Raw genomic sequence first — 21,497 nt, 5'->3', positions numbered from 1 at the left:
GGATGCCCACGCCTGCGGATCGGCGACCACCCCATCCGCCCAGCTCCCCTCAGAGAGGGGAGCCGAAGGGACACCACCCACCCTGTCCGACTCTCTCAGCAGGGAGGGAGGGATACATAACTGCGTGTCAGAAAAGCTGGCTGGGGAGCCGAAGGCACGTCACCGGGACGTAAGGTCACGGCGAAGGAATGCGATATAAGACACCGCAAAACAGACCACAACAATCACCACGCCCAGTATGGCGAACGGCACCGGGATCCGCCCGTCGATCACGTCCTGCGGGGTGGCATACCGGAAGGGCGACAGTACGCGGGCGACCACCGACGCGTCATGGTCGGAGAACATGTCATAGGCCACACCCGCGCAATAGGCCACCACCACGGCGGAGTTGCCAATCAGAGAGCCGCGTTCCAGGCCATGCTCCGCGCCCAAACATACGGCACACGCACAGGCTGCGAGCGCGCCGAACACCAGCATCATCGCCAGCATCCATATGGCGAATCGGACGATCACCATCGCGCTGCCGGACACATCGGACAAGCCATCCAGCATGGGCAGGCACAACAGAGCCGAGACAAGATCGACAACCGTGAAGATCACGGCATCAATCAGTGCCGCAACCAGCTTGCAGGTGAGGATGACTGCCCGAGACACCGGACGGACGAACAGGAACTCATAGGTGCCGTCCATCATCTCGCGAGACACCGCATGGACCGCAAGCGCGACCGCATACACCGCAGCCATGATGCCCACGTAGAACATCAGCACCGCGTAATATCCGGCAAATGTCGTCATATCCAAATCGGAGATGCCCATGACCGCAAGCGCCACCTTAGGGAATGCCTCGGTCAGCTGGCGGACGGATTGCGGATCGCCGCCGGCGATGCCTTCGAACTTCATCACGCCCGCCACGTTGAACAGGATGACGACCAGGCTCCATATCACCAGTGGCTTGGCATTCGATTTCAATTCCCGAATCAGAATATTCATCGCCAGCCCCCCTCACCTATTGCGCACGTCGGCGTGTGCGTACACCACCGCAGCGGCTGCCAAGCAAACCGCGGCAACGATCATCGCCAGCATCGAATACCCGACCTCATAACGACCATGGTTCAAGGCCTCGTCCACATTGAACCAGGTGAACGGGGAGACAAGCCGCCAACCGTCCTCCCCGGTCATTTCAGGCAGCGAGACCAGCACGAACCCCAATATGCCGACCATCGTGGACGTGCCGGAGACCCCGATGGCACGCCGTGACAGCACCGCGATGAGTACACCGAATGCGAGGAATACCATTTGCACGCCGACCAGCGAGCATGCGGCGAGCAATATCCTCGGCAACGGGATGGAGGCCGCAGTGGGGTCATCGCCGTACCCCCGGTAGATCATCGCCATGACCGCCGTGAACAGCGCACCAGTGGCCGCTACCATCGTGAGGCACACGGCGAGTTTCTCCGCATACAGGCGCATCCGACCAATCGGCATGACAAACAGGAAATCGGACGACTTGGTACGCCGTTCGCGACCGAATACCGACAATCCCCATGCACAGGACATAATCGCCACGATGAGCATGAAATACAGCGAGCAGAATCGGTAGAAGCCACCGAAGGAGAACATGCCGTCGGAGACCCCGAACAGCGCGGCGAACTGCGGAGGGAACCCCTCGAGCACCTGTTCGACCGCCTCCTTGGCGTCGCGATAGATCGGATAGGCTCCCACCATGAGCAGCACGGCAACACCCAGCAGCACCGCCTCGCCTACGAGAAACCCGCGCAACTGGCGACCGAACTCAAAACGGTAGACGTTCATCAGTCCCGCTTCCCTCGCGGCGCCGTCGACACATCCGCATCACTCGCGACGCCCGATGATTCAGACTCCCCCGACGCATCCGGCTGATAGTAGTGCATGAACACCTCTTCGAGCGTCGGCTCGGTGATCGATACATCGGCGAGGTCGAGACCGGCGAGCGTGTCGAGCAGTGCATTACAGTCGCCTTCGAACAGGAAACTCACGTCCTCGGACGAGCTGTCACCCACCGTCAGCGAACGCACGCCCGGAAGGCCGGACAGCATCTCCTCGATACGGGCGGACACGGCATCAGCATGCTCATCTCGACTCGCACCGGGGACGCCCACCGATCGGGTGCCGTCATCGCCATCGGCGCGCGCACCGCATCCACCCAGTACCAGCGACACCCGTTTGACCGACGAGCGGCGCAGCTCTGCGACATCCTTCACCGCCACAATCCGGCCCTCGCGGATGATTGCCACGCGGTCGCACATGCGCTGCACTTCGGAAAGGATATGTGAGGAGAACAGCACAGTGACGCCATGCTCGCGATTCTCTTCGCGGATGAGATCGAAGAACGCGCGTTGCGCCAACGGGTCAAGGCCGCTGGTCGGCTCGTCGAGTATCACCAGCTTCGGCGAATGTAGCAGTCCCTGCACGATGCCGACCTTTTTGCGGTTGCCGAGCGACATGTCCTCAATCTTCTGGTCGAGGTTCAGGTCAAGCCGTTGCGCGAGTTCAATGATGCGGGCGGAGCAGTCCCTGTGATAGAAACTCGCAGCATAGGCGAGCAGGTCGCGGGCGCGCATGCCCTCGTAGTAGAACACCTCGCTGGGCAGATACCCCACGTTCTCGAGAATCCGCACCCGGTCGCGCATGCTGTCGAGCCCGAAAATCGATGCAGAGCCGCTCGTCGGACGGATCAGGCCCAGCAGACAACGGATGGTCGTGGATTTGCCTGCGCCGTTGGGACCGACGAAGCCGAAGATCTCTCCCCTCTTCACGACGAGGTCCACATCAGTGATGCCTCTCGCTTTGCCGTAACGTTTGGTCAAATGACGAGTGACAATCGCAGACTCATGTTCACCGCCATGGCCGTCGCGCGCAGTTGCATCGCTCCTGTCAGCCCCTGTCATCATCATTCTCTCCCCTCATCTGTTCTCGGATACGCTCACATCCGTCATCACACATCACCATGTGCCCGGCTCCACTGCGGGCGCGCCGGCCAGACCCCGGATGCGCACGCACATCACTAGACCACCGATTCGGCCTGCATGAGGTACACGTTCGAGCGCATCAGGCGAGCATCCTCACGGGTGATCTCCTTGGCCTCGAGCATTTCTCGTATGGTGTCCAACTCCATACGCAGCGCATTGGCGCGCACTGCCTCGACCTTCGAGCTGTCAGCCGCATGCAGAGGGGACATGGAGTTGTCGAGGATCTGGTTCAGCGCCCTGCGGTATTCGATGAGCAGCTCGGCCACCAGCTCGGCATCGTAGACATGGTCGAGGATGAGATCCTGCAGCCGTTCCATGATGTCGTTGTACAGCGGCACCTGCACCGCCCGGATTGCACGTGTGCGCTCGGCTTCCAGACCCGGCGTGCGGCGTGCGATGCCTTCCCAGAACCGCCGGATGACAGGCATGAAACGACGGCGCAATTTGGCCATATTGAATCTGAGCCCGTGCCCGGAACCCCCCTCAGGAGTCAATCGCTCCAACACGCTTTCGACATGTTCGAGCAGGTAGCGTGCACCTGTGAGCTGGGTGATGGTCTCCTGATCGGGATTGACGACGTTCTCACGGGTGGCAATCGCCTTGTTGAGCCAGTCCCTCTCCCACCTGAGCGTGCGGATCCGCAGCTCGTTCGCCTCGCGAGGAGACGCGGACGGCATGTTCGCCTCCACACGTTCGATGCGGTCATTATAGCTTTTGAGCACGCGCGTCACGGCGGCATGGGTCTCGGGCGTCTCGTTGTCCACAATCTTGGCGATGGTGCGACGCAGCATCTCGATATCGCGCTTGGCCCACTCCTCCTTCGACGTGTCGGCAGGCTTCGGCGACAGCAACGGAAGCATGACATTCGAAATCACGATGGACAGCACGATGTAGCCGGAGACGATGAACAATATGATGTTGCGCACCGGCACCGAGGCGCCATTGTCCACTGAATACGGCAGCGAGAACGCCATGGCCAGCGAAATCGCGCCCTTCGGTCCGCCGAAGGTCATCACCACCGCCGAATGCCAGCGTTCACGCGTCATCTTGCGGCGCTTGCCCGTGGCCAGATCCTTGGCCCACCGCAACGTGCCCACGCACCAGATGAATCGAAGCACCAACGTCAGCAGCGTCAGCAACAGCACCAGACCGATCATCGCTCCCAAATCGACACGTGGATCATCCCAGATCGCACGCATCGCGATCGGCAGTTCGATACCGAGCAGCACGAACACCATGCCGTTCAGTGTGAAGTCCACGAAATGCCATACGGAGTTCGAGACCAGATTGACGCGCGCCACATCCCCGCCCACGCCGGTGCGGGGGAACGTGATGACCACGCCACATGCCACCACGGCCAGCAGGCCGGAGATACCCACATGTTCGGAGAGCAGGTATACGCCGAACGGCAGGAAGCATTCCATCAGCATGCGCGTGGTGACGTCCTCGAAGTTATGCTTGCGCATGAACAGGACCAGACGGTCGAACAGCCAACCCACCACGGCACCGATCAGGGTGCCCAGCACGAAGCTCATCAGCACCTGCCAGCCAAACCCCGCAGGCGAGAAATGACCCGTGGCGAGCGCCACCAGCATGGTCTGGAAACCGACCAGGCTGACGGGATCATTGAGCAGGCTTTCGCTTTGCAGCACCGACTGCTGTCTCGGCGTCAGTTTGACGACGCCACCCAGCTGCGCCACGGACACCGCATCGGTGGGGCTGATGATCGCGCCCATCGCCACTGCCGCCATCATCGGAATGGCCGGCCACAATTCATGCAGGGCCACTCCGCTCAGCGCCATCGTGACCATGACCAGGCCCACCGCCAGAGACAACGAGAGGCTCAGGTCCTTGCGCAGCGCCTTGCGGTCGATGTTGCGCGCCTCAAGGTAGAACAGCGGGACGATGAACAGCAGCATGAACATGTCCGGCTCGAACTGGATGTTGCGCAATCCAGGGGTGAAATACCATGCGACGCCGAAGGCTATCTGGATGAGCGGCGTGGAGATCTTCGGCAGGAACCGGCTCAGGAACGAGGAGATGAGAATCGCGAACAGAATCTCCGTGACCAGTATCGCGTTCTCCATCGTTGCCGCCTTCCCCCAGTCTATATGGAATTGAATGTAATCAGCCGACCTCACGCCGCAACCATCCCTTACGAAAGACATACGGCTTTCTCTGCGCACGACGGCGTTTCCCTAACGATTTTCTCATGCATGGCCTCATGGCAAAGCAGCTTGGATGAACTTCAGACGAACAACGCAGCCGAATCCCGCCGCTGCGATAAGCCGTAACATCCTCCATGCCTATAATGCAGATGGAAGGGAGCAGCCATGCCCGACAACGCCGTTACATTGCGCATCACCGAACCCGATGACTACCGGTATTTCGAGATCTGGTGGAATACAGACACCATAGCTGACGCATGCCGAAACACCTTGGAAACATTGACCAACGGTCAGATCGATACATTGTTCCACAATGCCAGCGATACGGACGACGACCATCAGTTCGGTCGCACCGTGCTCGACCAGCACGGCCAGCCCATCGGCCACCTCGCCGCCTGGGGCTGCACGGATCCGGAACGCGACGCGACGATGGCCCTGCTCATCGGTCCTTATTATCAGGGTTTGGGCTTCGGCAATCAGGCGATGAAGCTCGGCATCACACTCGCGGTCGAGCAGTTGCGCGCGTCAACGATCACCGTCAACGTATGGTCGTTCAACCTGCGTGCACGCCATATGGCGGAATCCTTCGGGCTGAAGGAGGTTTCCCGTCGCAGCGACGCCGTGGAACGCGATGGACATTCGTTCGATGAAGTGACCTACCGCGCACCCGTGGAGGTGCTGCTGCAGCGCATATCCTCCGAAGAGGTGGAGCGCCGGGAAGGCGAGGAGTTGGAACGGCAGCGGTTCGCATCGAATCGTTCCGCCGACCTGCTCTCGGTCTTCTGAATCCTCTTCAGATCAGAATCCACCGTGTTTGCTCCGTGTTCGCTTTAGTGAAGTCCCACGCAGCGGCATCACCAGTTGCGCGGGGCTTCATGGAAGTCATGGAGGGCACCGTCGGCGAGGCGTTCGATTTCGGGCCAATCCGCGCTTGACGAATCATCATACATGGCCCACACACGCATGCCCGCCGACTTGGCCGAACGAATGCCGACCAGAAGATCCTCGAACACTATGCAATCAGAGGGTTCTGCACCCAGACGACGGGCGGCCAGCAGGTATACGTCCGGCTTGCTTTTGCCCACGCCACCTGCATCGTCCACCGAAACCACGGCATCGAAGCATTCAGCGATACCGAGATGTGCGAGTGCCGCTTCACGCAGTTTCGGCAATAGCGTCGTAGCCACGCCGAGCTTCACACCGGATCGTTTCAGCTCGTTGAGATAAGCGATGGCCCCAGCTTTCGGCATGACCTGGGTGGCGTAGGCGGCGTGCGCCATCTCATCCCATTCGGCCATGACCTGTTCGGGCGTCTCCTGCAATGCAAACCGTGCGATGGTGTATTCGGCAATCTGCCTGAACTGCATCGACGCCACAGTGGACATATAGTCATCAGGCACGGCGATGCCCCGCCTACCCAAAAAATCGATGTCGATCTGGTTCCACACGCCCATGGAATCAAGCAACGTGCCATCCAGATCGAAAATGGCGGCTTTGACGGGACTCACTACCATCTTGCTCCTCACTCACCGGCATTCAAGCGAGAATCGGCCAGCAGCTCGCGCGCATGGTCGAGCGACGCTTCGGATTCCGAACCAGACAGCATGCGTGCCACCTCCCGGATACGGGCATCATCCCGCACCTGCTGCACCGTCGTAATCACACCCACGGCATCGTCATCGGCATCCGGCGGAATCTTCGTCACCACAAACTGACTGTCCGCCCAGGAAGCCACTTGAGCCAGATGCGTGACGACGATGACCTGCGACGTACGCGCCAGACGGGCCAGCCGTCTGCCGAGTTCGACTGCCGCCTTGCCGCCCACACCGGCATCCACCTCATCGAAGATGAAGGTCATGCCGGATTCCGCATCCTGCTGGCCCTGCGACGATTCACCGGCATGCATATCCGCGGCAGACAGCTCCAACGCGAGCATCAGACGGCTCAGTTCACCGCCTGAGGCGCTTTTGCCCATCGGCAATTGGGCGGACCCCTCATATGGAGTGAACAGGAAGGCGATGTCATCGCCGCCATTGGCGTCCAGCGCGTCTTCAGATTCGCCGCTTCGGCGCGTCACCCGGATCTCCAATGACGCTCCGGGCATGGCCAAGGACTCCAACTCGGCGGTGACCTTGCCCGCAAGTGTCGCCGCAGCCCTGGACCTCGCCTCGGTGAGCTCATCCGCCGCTGCCACGGCCTTGCGATACAGGCCTTCGCGCTCGGCTTCGAGTTCGGCGATCTTTTCCGGCGAGGCGTCCAGATCCTCGATTTCGAATGATGCCTTGTCCCGCCATTCGAGGACATCCGCCAACGTGGGCCCCCATCTGCGGGTCAACTCTGAGAGTTCATGGATGCGGGCGTTCAATGTGTCGAGATCCGCATCGCCGAAGTCCTCATCAAGATGTTTGGACAAGGCGAATACCACATCCTGCAGTTCGGCGTTCAACGATTCGAGACGGTCGGCGAGCTCCTGGAATTCGCCGGCTGCATGGATGCCACGCAACGCCTGGGCGGCTTGCAACAGCAGGTCGGACGCACCGGTGGTCTCGGTGGAGGCGTCGAATTCCAATTGCGACGAATCCAACGCCGCGAGCGCGTGCGATACGCCTTCGGCGATATCCGCCGCGTTTTCAATCCGGTCGCGTTTGACCTTGAGGTCCTCGTCCTCACCGGGGTGCGGGTCGACCTCGTTGATGCGCCCCACCGATTCACGCAGATAGTCTGCGCGCTGACGCGCCGAGGATTCCTGGGAGCGCAGACGCTCCAACCGGTCATCCATGTCACGCAATGCGCGCCATGCCGCATGGTAGGCCTCCAGCTGTTCCCCGTCGTCCGATGCATGGTCGAGGAACTCCCGCTGCCGCGACGCCGATGCGATGTTGAGCTGCTCGGCCTGGCCATGGATGGTGACCAATGCGGAGGCGACGTTCGCAAGCACGGATTTGGGCACGCTTTTGCCGCCGAGTACCGCACGCGACCTGCCGGCCGCCTTGACGGTACGGGCAAGGAACAGTTCCCCGTCTTCCACATCCACACCGGCCTCGTGCGCCACGCCCGCAGCGACTGCATCATCGGCGACGGCGAAGATGCCCTGCGCCCAGGCCTCGTCGGCGCCGACGGTCACGCGACCGGCATCCGCCGGTCCTCCGGAAATGAGGCTCAATGCTGACAACAGCATGGATTTGCCGGCACCGGTCTCGCCGGTGATGGCGGTCATGCCCGACGCCGGTGTGATGGTGGCCTCGTGGATGGGGCCAAGATTGCGGATATCGAGTTCCTCCAGCATCAGCGGGCCACCTCGCCGGGTCGCATGGCCTCAGCTGACGATGCGGTGGTACCGGATGCGACGGTACCGGATGCGGCGGTACCGGGATGATGCTCCGTGGCCTGGCCTGTGGATTCCGCACGTGCATGCTCGCGCCACCCGACTACCGGAAGATCGAATTTGGAAACCAGACGGTTGGTGAACGGCACACCCGACAGCCGTGCCAGACGTAGCGTGTCACGCGATTCGCGGACGATCACACGGGTCCCCTGCGGCAGCGCGCGTTGCCTGCGGCCATCGCAGCAGATCCAGCCTTCGGACATCGATTCGTCCAGAATATCAATGGTGAATGTGGAGCCGGCACCGATGATTAGCGGACGGGCGAACAGGGCATGTGCGGCCAATGGAATCAGCTGCAATGCCTTGACGTTCGGCCATATGACCGGACCCCCTGCCGAGAACGCATACGCCGTGGAACCGGTGGGCGTGGAGACGATCACTCCATCGGCGCCGAACGAGTTCATCTCGACGCCATCCACCTGGATGGACAGTTCCACCATCTTGCCGCGATCGGCCCGCTCAAGGGTGATGTCGTTCAGCGCCCAATCCTCGAGCGGGGCGCTGGCGCCAGGCAGCCAGACATCGACATGGGCGATCATGCGTTCGTCAATGGAGTAATCATGCTCGGCGACCCTGCGAATAGCCTCATCGATCTGGAAGCTCTCGAATTCGGCGAGGAATCCCACATGCCCCATGTTCACGCCGAGAATAGGCACCTGCGTGCAATGCACCAGTTCCGCGGCCCTCAGAATGGTGCCGTCGCCTCCCAGAACCACCACTATCTCCGTATCATCCGGCACGCACGGCGGCTGCACGCCGAAATCCGGTGCTTCCGTGTTGTCGATGATGGAGACCGCAAACCCTGCCACACGAAGCTGGCTGACCGCTTCGGACACCACGGTCCCGGACTGCCTGAGCCTGGTATGCGTCACCACAACCGCATTGCGCTTGGCCATGCCATCCTCCTGTTCGCCGGCTGATGCATCGCATTCGCACTGCACCATTGACCATCCTAACCGCCATGCACGCCATTGGGAATCGCATATCCCGGCAAAACGTCCTACAATGGCCCTGATTCGCCTTCCAGCCGCGGCGGATGAACCAGTGACGACGAGCAGTTTGAGGAAGCACGGGAACCATGTCCAACGACTTCGATGAATCCTTCCTCAACCGGAAATCCTCGCAAGGCCTGTCCTGGTGGTTCGCCAACTTTTCGACTGGCGCGAATGAGCGGGACAAGGAGGGCATGCGCAAGGCACGCCGTATCCGCCGCATCAGTCTGACCGATCGGCTGCTGAATCATCCCGGACGGCTGTCCATCCTCTACTTCCTCGTGCTTATCGTGGTGGTCACCGGCTTGTTGCTGCTGCCGATCTCCACCCGGAGCTGGGTGTTCACCAACTTCCCCGTAGCGTTCTTCACCGCCGTCTCCGCGTTGTCCACCTGCGGCATTCCGGTGGTGAACACCGGCGAATACTGGTCCATGTTCGGGCAGGTGGTCATCCTGTTGTCCATTCAGTTCGGCGGCCTCGGCGTGATGACCTTCGCATCCATGGTGGCGCTCGGCGCATCCCGCAGACTCAAGGTCTCCCAACGCATCCTCACCGCCAGCGAACTGGGCACCACCAAGCTTTCGGAAATCAAAAGCGTGCTGTCCGTGGCCATCGGCACGTTCGTCATCGCGGAGGTGCTCACCTTCGCGCTCCTCTTGCCAGAATTGTTCCGCATCAACAACGGACAGGTCGGCCGCACTCTCTGGCAGGCCCTGTTCTACGCAGTGTCCGCGTATAACAACACAGGATTCACGCCGGACGCCACCGGACTGCATATCAACCGTTGGGGCGTGGGACTGCCCATTCTGCTCAGCGCATTCGTCGGCACCCTCGGCTTCCCCGTGGTCCTGAATGTCGTGCAATGCGCATACCGGCGCATCAGTCCGAAGCGTTGGACGTTGCACACCAAACTCACTCTGGCCACCACTGCGATACTGGTCGTGGCCTCCCTGATCTGGTTTCTGGCGGTCGAATGGGACAACGCCACACTGTTTCCCGCCGACGACGCAAGCATGAAGCTGCGCCGGGCCCTGTCCGCCGCCGTCATGCCTCGCTCGGCCGGATTCGACATCTCCTGGGTGCCGGATGTCAGCAATGAGACCAAGGTGTTCATGAGCCTGCTCATGTTCATCGGCGCCGGCTCATCCTCCACCGCAGGAGGCATACGCGTGACCACGTTCGCGGTGATCGTGCTGATCTGCGCGGCGTCGTTCACCGGCCATAGGGATGTGACCGTGTTCCGGCGACGCATCCCCCGACGCATCCAGATGACAGCCGTATCGGTGACCACGGCGTGCTCCGCGCTGGTATTGATCGGTGCCGTGGCGCTGATGTTCGTCACCGGGTGCGATTTCGTGGACGCCATATTCGAAGCGTCCTCGGCGTTCTCGCTGGGCGGGTATTCGGTCGGCGTGGCAAGCGCCGGCAATCCGGCGAGCCTGTTCATACTCTCGGCTGAGATGATCGTCGGACGGCTCGGCCCGTTGACCATCGCCTATTCCATCAGCAGGCCGATGGCGCCGGAGCCCATCCGATATCCGCAGGAGAACATCATCGTCGGCTGACACATCCAATCCACATGCATACGTCCAATCCAACTACCATTGACATTTCAGGAAAGGGTCATCATGGCATCAAAATCGAACAGCGGCAAAAGCGTACTGGTCATCGGTCTCGGACGATTCGGCGGGGCTGTGGCATCCACGCTGGATGCCATGGGACAGGATGTGCTGGCGGTGGACAAGAACCCCGAGATCGTGGCGCGCTGGTCCGCCCATCTTCCCACCATCCAGGCCGATATGACTGATGTGATGGCCATCGAGCAAATCGACGCGGCACAATTCGACACCGCTGTCGTGGCCATAGGCGACAGCATCGAAGCGTCCGTGATCATCACCGGCAACCTGCTCGACGCGGGCATCTCCGACCTATGGGCGAAATCCGTGTCCCAGGAGCACGCCCGCATCCTGCAGCGCATCGGCGCACGGCACATCATCAACGCGGAGACCGACGCCGGCAAACGTGTAGGACATCTGGTGGCCGGCAATTACCTGGATTACATCGAGATCGATGGCCCGTACACGGTCGTGAAGATCCACACGCCGCTCTATGCGGTCGGACGCTCCATCGAGGAAGTGCAGGTGCATGACAAATACGGTGTGACCGTGGTGGGCATCAAGGCCCCCGGCAAGGAGTTCCAATACGGCTCACGGGAATTGGTCATGCACCGCAATGACGAACTCATCATCATGGGCAAGCAGGACCAGATCGACCACTTCATTCAGGGATGATGCGTGAAAGACAAACCACTAGCGAGGCGGACCGCATCAATCCCTCAGAAAATCGGCAACCATAAGAACACCCCCTGTTCGCACATACCCCCGCTACTCTGCGGACATCGGCTCCCCGGCCAGGTAATCTGCGCCTAGGCTGAACCCTGAGAGTCCCGGAAGGGGGTATTACCATGCATAAGTCCACGGACTGCTCATTGATACACAACGGCGACTACGACCTCATCGATGTGGAGCATAACGCCACATTCGCCGACGCGGTCAGATTCCGCACCACGATGGTGGAAGGGAGCCTGCAGGCACCGAACATCCAAGGTGAGAACCTCATCATCAACAAAGGCGTAGTGCGATGTTCAGGCAAAATACGTGTCAAACGCATAGCCGGATGCGGGACGCTCGAGGTCAAAGGCGATATCGTCTGTGACAGCATCCAATTGACCGGCAGCCTGGTTTCCGACGGCAACATCTACTGCTCCGGAAATATGGAGATGACCGGCACTCTCAGCAATGCGCATCGCATCACCGCCGATGAGATGCAACTCAGCGGCGTGCTGCATGGCAACGACATCGATGGCCGTTCCTTCACCGTCCGTCCTCTGCACAGCACCATGTTCTCGAGGTTCGGTATGCCGGATTATCAGGCACGCAGCCACGCGGACGCCATCAGTGTCAGCAATGTGGATGCTTCACGGCTGACATGCAGAACGATGACGGTTGACACCGCGACGCTGAGGAACGGCACTTCCGTGGAAAGTGCCGCCTGTTCGACTTCGTTGGGCATAGACCGCACATCAAGCGTGCTGCTGCTGACCGGAGCCTGCCGGAGAACCCATCTCAGGGCTGTCTCCTGACTCCATTCGCGCCATGCGCTATGCCTGCCGACTTATAACGGTCGCGGACCATTGCCTGCAACCGCATACAGCAGGTATTCGGCATTGCCGTGCGTACCTTCGATGGGGCTGTCGGCGGTGGCCCTCACGGCAAGCCTATGGCGATTGGCGCAATCGACGACCGTATCGAGCGCCTGCTTGCGCAATGCCGGGTCTTCGACGATGCCGTTCTTGCCCAGACCGGTGCGGCCGACTTCAAACTGCGGTTTGACCAGAAGCACCACATGGGCATCCGGTGCGGCTATGCGGGCGATCACCGGGATCACATAGGTCAGTGAGATGAACGAGACATCGGATACGATCATCTGGGGACGCCATGGCAGATCATCTGCCTCGACGTCACGAATGTTGACGCCGCTCATCTCCGTAACGCGGGCATCGGCGGATATGCGGGGGTCGAGCTGTCCGTGGCCGACATCAAGCGCCACGACTGCGGCGGCTCCCCCACGCAACAGCACATCGGTGAACCCTCCGGTGGAGGCACCGATGTCCAGGCAACGCAGGCCACGGGGACCAGTAAGTCCTTGGGCCGCAAAGGCCTGGAACGCGCCCAGCAACTTGTACGCGCCACGGGAGACGTAGTCGTCACCTTTGTCTACGGCGAGTTCCTCATGTCCGGCTTTGACCATATACGACGGTTTGGTGACCGTCATGCCATCGACACGTACATGACCGCCCTTGATGAGTCGCTGCGCCTTGGCGCGTGATTCGACCAGCCCGGAAGCCACCAGCATCATGTCAAGACGATCAAGCGGCGTCGCAGGGTCAATGGGCTGCGTGACCATAGCTCATCCTTTCACCGCTTCCGCCAGCGGCAGTCAGCGATCCAGCCGATACGATTCTTTTGCTCCTTTGTTCCGCGGCCGTTACTCGCGGCTGGAGTCAAGTTCGCGCTGCAGTGATTCGAGCACCGAACGGTACACCTCGAGCTTGCGGTCATCGCTCAATCGATCGATGTCGGCAAGCTCGGGATACCGTTGCACAATCGGCGCGTCATCCTTCGTATCCGTACCCTCATCCGTGTCGTTGGACGGCCCGTTCATTGCCCTCGCCTGAACTCGAATGCAGGCACGGTGCTCGGCTCGAGCATCGCGCCCTTGTCCTCGGCTTCCCATGCCGCGCACATGGCCGCACGTAATGCATCCATACTGGTGGTGTCGCTTGCGTGCACGGCACCATTCTCGAACCAGGCGCAGGCGTTGCGGCATTCCCAAGTACCGTCTTCGGCACGAACCGGTTCAGGCTGGATGTTGGCCAGTTCACGCAGGTCCTGCGCAACGAATGTAGGACGCAGGTGGGCCGGAGCGAGCATCAGTTCCGTGGGGTTGGTGACGCCGGTGAGGACCGCCAGGGAATCGTAACCGCCACGGTTGCCGGCTTCGATATCCGTATCGAGACGATCGCCTATGGCGAGCGAGGACTCCTTGGGGACCAGGTCATGACCTTCCGCCGCATTGAGTTCGCGTGCCTCGTCATACATGTATGATTCCGGCTTGCCGGCCGATGCCACGGGCTCCACGCCCGTGGCGGTGACGACCGCGTTGATCATCGAGCCACAACCCGGCGCGATGCCCAGTTCGCGCGGAATGGTCAGATCGCGATTGGTTACAAAATACGCGGCGCCGGCCTCCACGGCGAATGCGGCATCGGCCATCATCTGCCAGGTCATCTGCGGATACCATCCTTGGATGACCGCCTCGGGATGGGCTTCCGGCCCGTCCACGATGGTCAGGCCGTTATGCCGAACCTCCTCACGCAAATGTTCGGCGCCCAATACCTGTACACGCGCCCCCTCCGGCAAGGCCTTCGCCACCATACGGGCCGCGACCACGGACGAGGTGATGACCTGCCACGGTTCCACATCCAGACCGAAGCCCTTGAGCTGGTCGGCCACCACGTGCTGGAATCGCGAAGAGTTGTTGGTGGTGTATTCGATGGTCATGCCGGCCTGTTCTGCGGCACGAATGGAATCGGCGGCATACTCGACCGGATTCTTGCCTCGATATACCACACCGTCCAAGTCAAGCAACGCCAGCTGGTATGCCTGTGCCAAGGGCCGATCGGTGCCTTTGAGGAAGCGTGTCATGGTCAGGCTCACTGCTCCGATTCCTCGGAGACGCTGGTCTCATCGGACGCAGTGTCGGTCTCAGCATCCGCGTCCGTATCGTCCGTGCTATCCGCGGCATCGGACTCATCGGCATCAGCGTTATCGGCGGTGGACTGTTCCTCGGACCCATCGGATTCCTCGGTTGCATCATCGGATTCATCGGATTCATCGGATTCGTCAGAATCGTCGGATTCATCGGAATCATCCGAATCGTCTTCCGAAGCATCGCCGGACTCTTCCGCGTCTTCGTCGTCATCCTCATCGTCGGATGCGTCCTCGGATTCATCATCCTCGGGTTCCGGCTCAGGCGCGAACCGGGCCTCGGACGGATCGATGCCCAGCTGCTCGAGCACCTCGGAATCATCGGTCAGCTCTTCGAGGTCATGGTCGATGACCACATCATCGCTGTCCTCATCGAAGTCCTCATCGGCGTACTGCTCTTCGAGACGATCGAGTAGGCGGTCGAGCTTCTCGGCTTCGCCATTGCGACCGGCCTCTTCTAGGAAGTATTGCTCCGCCTGCACCGCGCGCATACGGTACTCACCGGGAAGTCCCTGGGAGCGGCCGACCGTGTGCACGATCTCGATGGCCTTGTCCCACAGCTTCAGATCGCCGAGCGCACCGGCATACACCAGGAACATCTCCACCTTGGGAGCGCCATGCAGTTGCTTGCCTTCTTCGGATTGCGCGATCTCCACGGCTTTCTTGGGATCGCCGACGCCACGCTCGCAATCAGCGATGAACGGCAGATAATCCTGGAATCCATTCATACGGTAGGCAGTGCGGAACTCGCGCAAGGCGAGCTTGTAGTTGCCCTGACGATAGGCGATAAACGCAAGGGTCTCACGGGCGAAATCGATGCGGGACGCCTGACGGGCCACCCACTTGGCATGCTCGAGTGCCGCCTGCGGATCCTTCTCCTCAAGCGCATACGCCGCAAGAATGTGCAGACCGATGTTCTCTGCATGCTCCTTGGCCAAGCCGCGCAAACGTTCACGCTCGTCCGAGGACAGCATGGACCATTCCATCCCCTTGGGCATGCGCGGCTCATCGGGGCGACGGGCCGTGTACGGATTCTGCGAGGGGAAGCTCATCGTGCCGTCGGAGTTGCGGCGCGGACGGCTCATGTATTCGCTGCGCTTCTGCTCCCGATACTGGGTCTTCTCTTCCGCAGAGAATTCACGACGCTCGCCGTCACGACGGTCATCACGACGGAAACCACCACGGTCGTCACGACTGTCACGATGGAAATCACGACGTTCCTTGTCACCGCGGAAGCCACGGCGATCGTTATCGCGGCGGTCGTCGCGGCGGAAACCACCGTGCTCACCATCGCGGCGGAAGTTACGGCGGTCATTGTCACGATGGAAATCGCGACGATCATTGTCACGATGGAAATCGCGACGGTCATCATTGCTGCGGAAGCCACGGCCCTCGTTGCGTCCGCCGTCACGACGGAAGTCGCGGTTGTCGCGACGCTCGCCATCGCGGCGTTCATCACGATGGAAATCACGACGGTCGTTATCGCGGCGGAAGCCACCGTGCTCACCATCGCGGCGGAAGTTACGGCGGTCGTTGTCACGACGGAATTCGCGGTGTTCGCCGTCACGATGCTGATAGCGCGGGTTCTCCCCCGCCTCGCCTTCATGGGAGCGGAATCCGCCGTCGCGACGCGGACCATCCTTATGGAATCCGCCGTCACGACGGAAGCCGCCTTCCTTGCGGAATCCGCCACGTTCGCCATCCTTGCGGAAACCGCCCTTATGGAAGCCGCCGGACTTGCCGTACGATTTGCGGAAGCCGCCATGACCGTTCTCGCCGTCACCATCCCGACGAGGGGTGTGACCTTCTCCATTGTCGCGATAGCGCGGCTTGAAGCCTTCTCCCTCACGACGCGGCTTGAAGCCTCCCTTGCCGCGTGGCTTGAAACCGTTGCCACCGCGGCTGGATGGACGACGGTCACCATAACCCTTATGTCCGCCGCCGTACGATTTACCGGAACGCTCGTTTCCTTCTGCCATGTGCATGCCTTTCTTCACTGCGAATTACGAATCGTGATGCTCGCCGAACCGTCTGCGATTCCGCATCGTCGGACGGTCCGGCGAACATGAGAACTAACGGGTTTCCACGGCGCCAAGCGCCTTCTTGCCACGACGGATCAGTGCAAAACGTCCTGAGAGGAAATCACCCTCGCCAAGCACCTGCTCCTCATCATCGACACGATTGTTGTTGAGGTAGACGCCACCCGACTTGATGGCGCGACGCGCTTCGGAACCGGACTTGAACAAGCCCGCCGCCTGAGCGGCATCGATGACACGGTCACCGGGATGGGCCACCGGGAAGACATGATTGCCCTGCTCGTCAGTCACCTTGAATCCGTCAAGCACGGATTCAAGCATCGCCTCGTCGATGTCTTCAAGATTGCCGCCACGGCCGAACAACGCGCCTGAGGCATCGATGGCGGCTTGGGTCGCCTCCTCGCCATGGACGAAACTGGTGACTTCCCATGCCAGCGTCTTCTGCGCCTCACGCTTGCCGGGATTGGTCTTGGATTCCTCGACCAGTCGCTCGATCTCTGCCTTGGGCAGGAAGGTGAACGCCTTGAGCAGATTCTCCATCTCCACGTCCGGACGGTTGATCCAGAACTGGTAGAACTTGTACGGGCTGAGCATCGTGGCATCCAGCCATACGGCGTTGCCCTCGGACTTGCCGAACTTCTTGCCTGATGCATCGGTGATGATCGGGCTCGTGAACACGTTGACGTCCACGCCACGCACCTTGTGAATCAGGTCCAAGCCGGAAGTGAGGTTGCCCCACTGGTCGGAACCGCCGAGCTCAAGCGTGCAATGGTATTCATCGAACAGATGCAGGAAATCATTGCCCTGCAACACCTGATAGCTGAATTCGGTGAAGGATATGCCCTCCTCGGAATTCAGGCGACGGGCCACGGTGTCCTTGGCGAGCATGGTGCCCAGACGGAAGTTCTTGCCGACATCGCGCAGGAAGTCGATGACGGTCATCTGCGCGGTCCAGTCGTAATTGGACACGAAGCGCACCGGATTGGCGCCCTCGGTCTCCAGAATGCCGCCGATCTGACGCTTCAGGCGCTCCGCCCAGCCGGCGACGACATCCTTCGGGTTCAATGTGCGTTCACCGGACTGACGCGGATCACCAATCAGACCAGTGGCGCCACCGACCAAGGCAATCGGATGATGGCCGGCAAGCTGCAGATGCCGCATGTTGATGAGCTGCACGAGGTTGCCGATATGCAGCGAGGCAGCCGTGGGGTCGAAGCCGCAATAATAGGTGATGGGCTCGCCGTTCAATGCTTCCGCGAGTCGATCCCTGTCCGTGGACTGGGAAATCAACCCGCGCCATTCCAGTTCCTCAAGCAGGGTGTCGAAACCCGCTTCCTTGAAGTCGGTGACGTGAGCCATAGCTTGATGCTTCTCCCTATCGAATTGTGTGATTGGATGATGCCCTACTTCTATTTCAAGCGTCTATAAGTCTCGCAGGACACACCGACAGTGCCGCGCAGGTCGGGTTTCCATATCGCGCACACACCATATGACGTCTTCCCCCGCGCCTACGAGCATTCACCGCCCGCGCCGGTACAGCCGTTCAAGCGTCTCGCGCAGCTGCTGCAGCGTTTCGTTGTTCCGGGTGGTCTTCAGCCTCGGGAAGGACGCAATCATACGGCGCTGCTGACGGTTGAACACGGAATCGGCGGCATCCTTGATGCGCAGCATAAGCTCCGCCGACATATCCTTGCCGTTCTGCCAAGAGTCGCCGACTTTCTGGCTGACCGCGGATGGCATGCCGCCGAACTTGTCGGATGCGCCGCTGATGACATTGGAGGCTATACCAGCAGCATCCCCCACCACGCCATTGGCCATTTCGGCGGCACCGGAGACAGCGTCCGTAACCTTCTCCCGCATGGCATCGCCGTATCTGGACGCAACGACCTTGAACCGTTCAAGGCTCTGTTCGAAGTCGACGATACCGCACACGGTGACAATGGTGTCGATGATGATGAGCACCAGCAGCACAGCGCACATCATATGGATGATTCGCAACGGAACCATCATGGTCATCTGTTCGACGACCGGTTGGATCACGTCGACGATGATCACACCCGCGATGCCGAACACCACGGCTCCAAGCAGACAGATGCGCCCATTGAGGTTGAATCGAAAATGAGAATAATCCCACCATCGTGCATGGAACAGCTGCTCCATCGCCCACGACGTGAAATATTCAAGAATCGAAGCGCCCACCATTGACAGTACAAACAGGACGACTGGATTGCGAACGCCTCCGAGCACAACCACGCCGGCTGCCGCACCTGTACCATAGATCGGACACAACGGACCGTTCAGGAATCCACGATTCACCCATCGGCGTTCCTGGCAGGATACCAGAATCGACTCGTACACCCAGCCGGCGAAACTGTAGAACACGAACCACAGAAACAGATATTCAAAGAACAGCAGCATACGGGATACCTATCGCGGGTTTACCTATCGAACCGATTCTTGACGAGAATCATTCTTCACCATGGTGGCGCGCACCTGCGCAGATGGCAGCGACTTCTTATGGAATCGGCCCATTGAGAGCGTTTCACGTGTGGCGGAGATCTTGTCCGCCAGGGTGACCAGATACCCTTCGATATAGCGCGGAGGAATCGGAGTCAATGGGAACATGTGCTTCTCAATGCTGTCCTTCTCGATGGCATTGAGCTTGAAATCCCTGAGCGCATTGACGAGCGCTGCATGACCGTGGGTGAACCCGTGCCAACGATGAGTGCCGTTGTCCCAATCATGCCAGTCGTAGAGGAAATAGTCATGGAGCAGGGCCGCCCGGATAAGCGAACGCAGGTCCACGTGATGCCACAGATGCGCACGGTCGGCCATCCATACCGCCAAACAGGCCACACGAATCGAATGAGCGAACGTGGTGACATTGCCATGCTGATAGCAGCATCGCTCTATGTCCATGTGCCTGTGCCCAATGATTTCGTGGCCATGCATGGCTACCAATTGCTGAATCTGCGTACGGGTGAGCAGATGTGACACGGTGTACGGTCCTCCCCATCGGAAATCAAGGTCTTATGCGATGACCGTGCAAAGCCATCGCATCGGGCCGGCGTGCGTGACGATGTGCCGTCAGGCGCCGACTTCCGTGGCCGATTGTACGACGGAACCTTGCCCGCTCGCCTTCATACCTCGGGATGAGATGGCCAGGCCGCGCAAGCGAAGTTCATATGGACTTCGCCCGCACGGATGGTCTCACACGAACAGGCTCATATCGCTGGTCTCGCCGGAGCCGAGGAACGTGCTGACGCCGCCCAGTTCCACGCCGTCAATCAGCTCCTCCTTGCGGATGCCCATGATGTCCATGGACATCTGGCAGGCCACCAGCCGCACACCGTGCTCCTTGGCCTGACGCATGAGCTCCTCAAGGGATGCCACATTCTTGGACTTCATGATCCAACGAATCATAGCGGCACCAAGGCCGCCCATGTTCATGCGGCTCAGACCAAGCTTACGGGTGCCGCGCGGCATCATGAAACCAAACATGCGCTCGATGAGGTTCTTGTTCGTGCGCACGCGCTTGGGACGACGCAGGATGTTGAGTCCCCAGAACGTGAAGAAGATGGTGACCTTGCGTCCCATCGCCGCGGCGCCGTTGGCCATGATGAACACCGCAATGGTCTTGTCCAGATCGCCGCTGAATACCACGAAGGTCTTGTCATGGAGCACGTCGCCGCCGGCGTCGGTGGATGCCGGAGCCGAGCTCGAGTTCGCACCGAAAGACCTCCCTGCAGGCTGTGTCGGGACGGCCGTTTTCTCAAGCTCGACATGGATGATGCCCTCGTCGTCCCGGCGAAGATCGATGAGACGGTTGCCGGTGCGTTCGGCCCATACGGCGATGTCCGAGCAGAAGGCGTCCTCGGTGGCCTCGGCCTTCAGGCGGGTGCCGATCGGCTGGTCGCGCAGGGCATCGGCCACGGCCACGATTGGTCCGGGGCATTTGAGCCCCTTGGCATCCACATGTAACAGCTGCGACGTTGCGGTACCGTCCGATGAGGTGCTGCCACCTTGAGTCTTGGATGAGACAGGCACGGTCAGCGTGACCGGCGCGACGGGCGGCATGACCGGCGCGGAACTGGAAGCGGCCGCAGAGGACGACGAATCAGAGACGGACTGACGCTTGGGCTGGCCAATCTCGGACGAGTCGCCTTCGGACCGACCATCCTCGGACGGCCCGGCAGTGGCTTCCCGCAATGCTTCATACCCTCCATCGAGATTGACGGCATCATATCCACGGTCGGCCAAGATCTCGCATACCTGCACACTCCAGTCTCCCACCCTGCAGAAGACGACCACCGGCTTGGATTTCGGAATGTCGCTCAGTGCATTGCCGATGTGTCCGATGTTCTCGAACGGGATGTTGATCGCTCCGGCAATCGGGTGCACCAGCACTTCATCCGGCTCGCGCAGATCCAGAAGCGTGACCGAGGATGTGTCGAGATGTGCGAATTCGTTCGCGTCGATGTGCCGGTAGTCGTCGGCATCATGATCGTGCTTCAAGGTGATGGTCATGGTTTTCCCCTTCCAAAATGGCCTTTTCCGATGGCCGTGCGGACGAGCCTT

The 21,497-nt window shown here is 60.5% G+C and carries 19 protein-coding genes; 4 read left to right on the top strand and 15 right to left on the bottom strand.

The features are described from left to right. Positions 1-159: 159 nt before the first annotated feature. The 4 genes from BREU_RS07435 to BREU_RS07420 form a co-directional block, all read right to left on the bottom strand. Entirely contained in the window at positions 160-990 is an 831-nt protein-coding gene (locus tag BREU_RS07435; protein WP_044088568.1) for an ABC transporter permease subunit, read from the bottom strand. Between the two features lie 12 nt (positions 991-1,002). Further along, positions 1,003-1,812: an ABC transporter permease gene (locus tag BREU_RS07430; RefSeq protein ID WP_044088569.1), complete on the bottom strand. Its 810-nt coding sequence runs from the start codon at positions 1,810-1,812 to the stop codon at positions 1,003-1,005. Continuing rightward, on the bottom strand, positions 1,812-2,933 hold the full coding sequence (locus tag BREU_RS07425) for an ABC transporter ATP-binding protein (RefSeq protein ID WP_202962224.1): 1,122 nt from the start codon (positions 2,931-2,933) through the stop codon (positions 1,812-1,814). Before BREU_RS07425 ends, BREU_RS07430 begins: the two co-directional genes overlap by 1 nt. A gap of 110 nt (positions 2,934-3,043) precedes the next feature. Further along, positions 3,044-5,095 carry a cation:proton antiporter gene (locus BREU_RS07420; protein ID WP_044088570.1) on the bottom strand — a complete coding sequence of 684 codons (2,052 nt, stop codon included), beginning with the start codon at positions 5,093-5,095 and terminating at the stop codon, positions 3,044-3,046. Between the two features lie 246 nt (positions 5,096-5,341). Between BREU_RS07420 and BREU_RS07415 the strand changes: the two genes are divergently transcribed. Further along, on the top strand, positions 5,342-5,962 hold the full coding sequence (locus tag BREU_RS07415) for a GNAT family N-acetyltransferase (protein WP_081886606.1): 621 nt from the start codon (positions 5,342-5,344) through the stop codon (positions 5,960-5,962). Between the two features lie 68 nt (positions 5,963-6,030). Here BREU_RS07415 and BREU_RS07410 read toward each other — a convergent pair whose 3' ends face one another. From BREU_RS07410 to BREU_RS07400, 3 genes are read right to left on the bottom strand one after another with little or no spacing between them, the layout of a single operon-like run. After that, positions 6,031-6,690: an HAD family hydrolase gene (locus tag BREU_RS07410; protein ID WP_044088571.1), complete on the bottom strand. Its 660-nt coding sequence runs from the start codon at positions 6,688-6,690 to the stop codon at positions 6,031-6,033. A gap of 8 nt (positions 6,691-6,698) precedes the next feature. After that, positions 6,699-8,462, bottom strand: coding sequence for a DNA repair protein RecN (recN, locus tag BREU_RS07405; RefSeq protein ID WP_044088572.1), 1,764 nt, complete (start codon positions 8,460-8,462; stop codon positions 6,699-6,701). Then, positions 8,462-9,457 carry an NAD kinase gene (locus BREU_RS07400; protein ID WP_044088715.1) on the bottom strand — a complete coding sequence of 332 codons (996 nt, stop codon included), beginning with the start codon at positions 9,455-9,457 and terminating at the stop codon, positions 8,462-8,464. The genes recN and BREU_RS07400 overlap by 1 nt, the downstream gene beginning before the upstream one ends. Before the next feature lie 182 nt (positions 9,458-9,639). On the opposite strand from BREU_RS07400, the gene BREU_RS07395 reads away from it, so the two are divergent. The 3 genes from BREU_RS07395 (at position 9,640) to BREU_RS07385 (ending at position 12,695) form a co-directional block, all read left to right on the top strand. Further along, complete coding sequence (locus BREU_RS07395; protein ID WP_044088574.1) at positions 9,640-11,118, top strand: TrkH family potassium uptake protein; 1,479 nt, start codon at positions 9,640-9,642, stop codon at positions 11,116-11,118. Positions 11,119-11,181: 63 nt separating this feature from the next. Continuing rightward, on the top strand, positions 11,182-11,844 hold the full coding sequence (locus BREU_RS07390; protein ID WP_044088575.1) for a potassium channel family protein: 663 nt from the start codon (positions 11,182-11,184) through the stop codon (positions 11,842-11,844). A gap of 173 nt (positions 11,845-12,017) precedes the next feature. Beyond that, positions 12,018-12,695: a bactofilin family protein gene (locus BREU_RS07385; protein WP_044088576.1), complete on the top strand. Its 678-nt coding sequence runs from the start codon at positions 12,018-12,020 to the stop codon at positions 12,693-12,695. Between the two features lie 32 nt (positions 12,696-12,727). Here the strand turns inward: BREU_RS07385 and BREU_RS07380 are convergent, their stop codons facing one another. The 8 genes from BREU_RS07380 to BREU_RS07350 form a co-directional block, all read right to left on the bottom strand. Then, positions 12,728-13,519: a TlyA family RNA methyltransferase gene (locus tag BREU_RS07380; RefSeq protein ID WP_044088577.1), complete on the bottom strand. Its 792-nt coding sequence runs from the start codon at positions 13,517-13,519 to the stop codon at positions 12,728-12,730. A gap of 81 nt (positions 13,520-13,600) precedes the next feature. After that, positions 13,601-13,777 (bottom strand): hypothetical protein, encoded by a 177-nt coding sequence (locus BREU_RS12165; protein WP_169740245.1) that lies wholly within the window; start codon positions 13,775-13,777, stop codon positions 13,601-13,603. After that, on the bottom strand, positions 13,774-14,820 hold the full coding sequence (locus BREU_RS07375; protein ID WP_044088716.1) for an HAD-IIA family hydrolase: 1,047 nt from the start codon (positions 14,818-14,820) through the stop codon (positions 13,774-13,776). The genes BREU_RS12165 and BREU_RS07375 overlap by 4 nt, the downstream gene beginning before the upstream one ends. Positions 14,821-14,828: 8 nt before the next feature. Continuing rightward, a complete protein-coding gene (locus BREU_RS07370; protein ID WP_081886605.1) occupies positions 14,829-16,862 on the bottom strand; it encodes a hypothetical protein in 2,034 nt (677 codons plus the stop codon). Between the two features lie 93 nt (positions 16,863-16,955). Then, positions 16,956-18,278 carry a tyrosine--tRNA ligase gene (gene tyrS / locus BREU_RS07365; protein WP_044088579.1) on the bottom strand — a complete coding sequence of 441 codons (1,323 nt, stop codon included), beginning with the start codon at positions 18,276-18,278 and terminating at the stop codon, positions 16,956-16,958. 159 nt (positions 18,279-18,437) lie between these two features. Continuing rightward, complete coding sequence (locus tag BREU_RS07360) at positions 18,438-19,337, bottom strand: putative ABC transporter permease (RefSeq protein WP_044088580.1); 900 nt, start codon at positions 19,335-19,337, stop codon at positions 18,438-18,440. 24 nt (positions 19,338-19,361) lie between these two features. Further along, a complete protein-coding gene (locus BREU_RS07355; RefSeq protein WP_140490565.1) occupies positions 19,362-19,916 on the bottom strand; it encodes an HD domain-containing protein in 555 nt (184 codons plus the stop codon). A gap of 213 nt (positions 19,917-20,129) precedes the next feature. Then, positions 20,130-21,446, bottom strand: coding sequence for a DsrE/DsrF/DrsH-like family protein (locus BREU_RS07350; protein ID WP_052382072.1), 1,317 nt, complete (start codon positions 21,444-21,446; stop codon positions 20,130-20,132). Between the last annotated feature and the right edge of the window lie 51 nt (positions 21,447-21,497).

The sequence above is a fragment of the Bifidobacterium reuteri DSM 23975 genome (assembly GCF_000741695.1).
In the GTDB taxonomy this organism is placed as follows: Bacteria; Actinomycetota; Actinomycetes; order Actinomycetales; family Bifidobacteriaceae; genus Bifidobacterium; species Bifidobacterium reuteri.
This window is presented reverse-complemented; position numbering and strand designations above follow the sequence as displayed.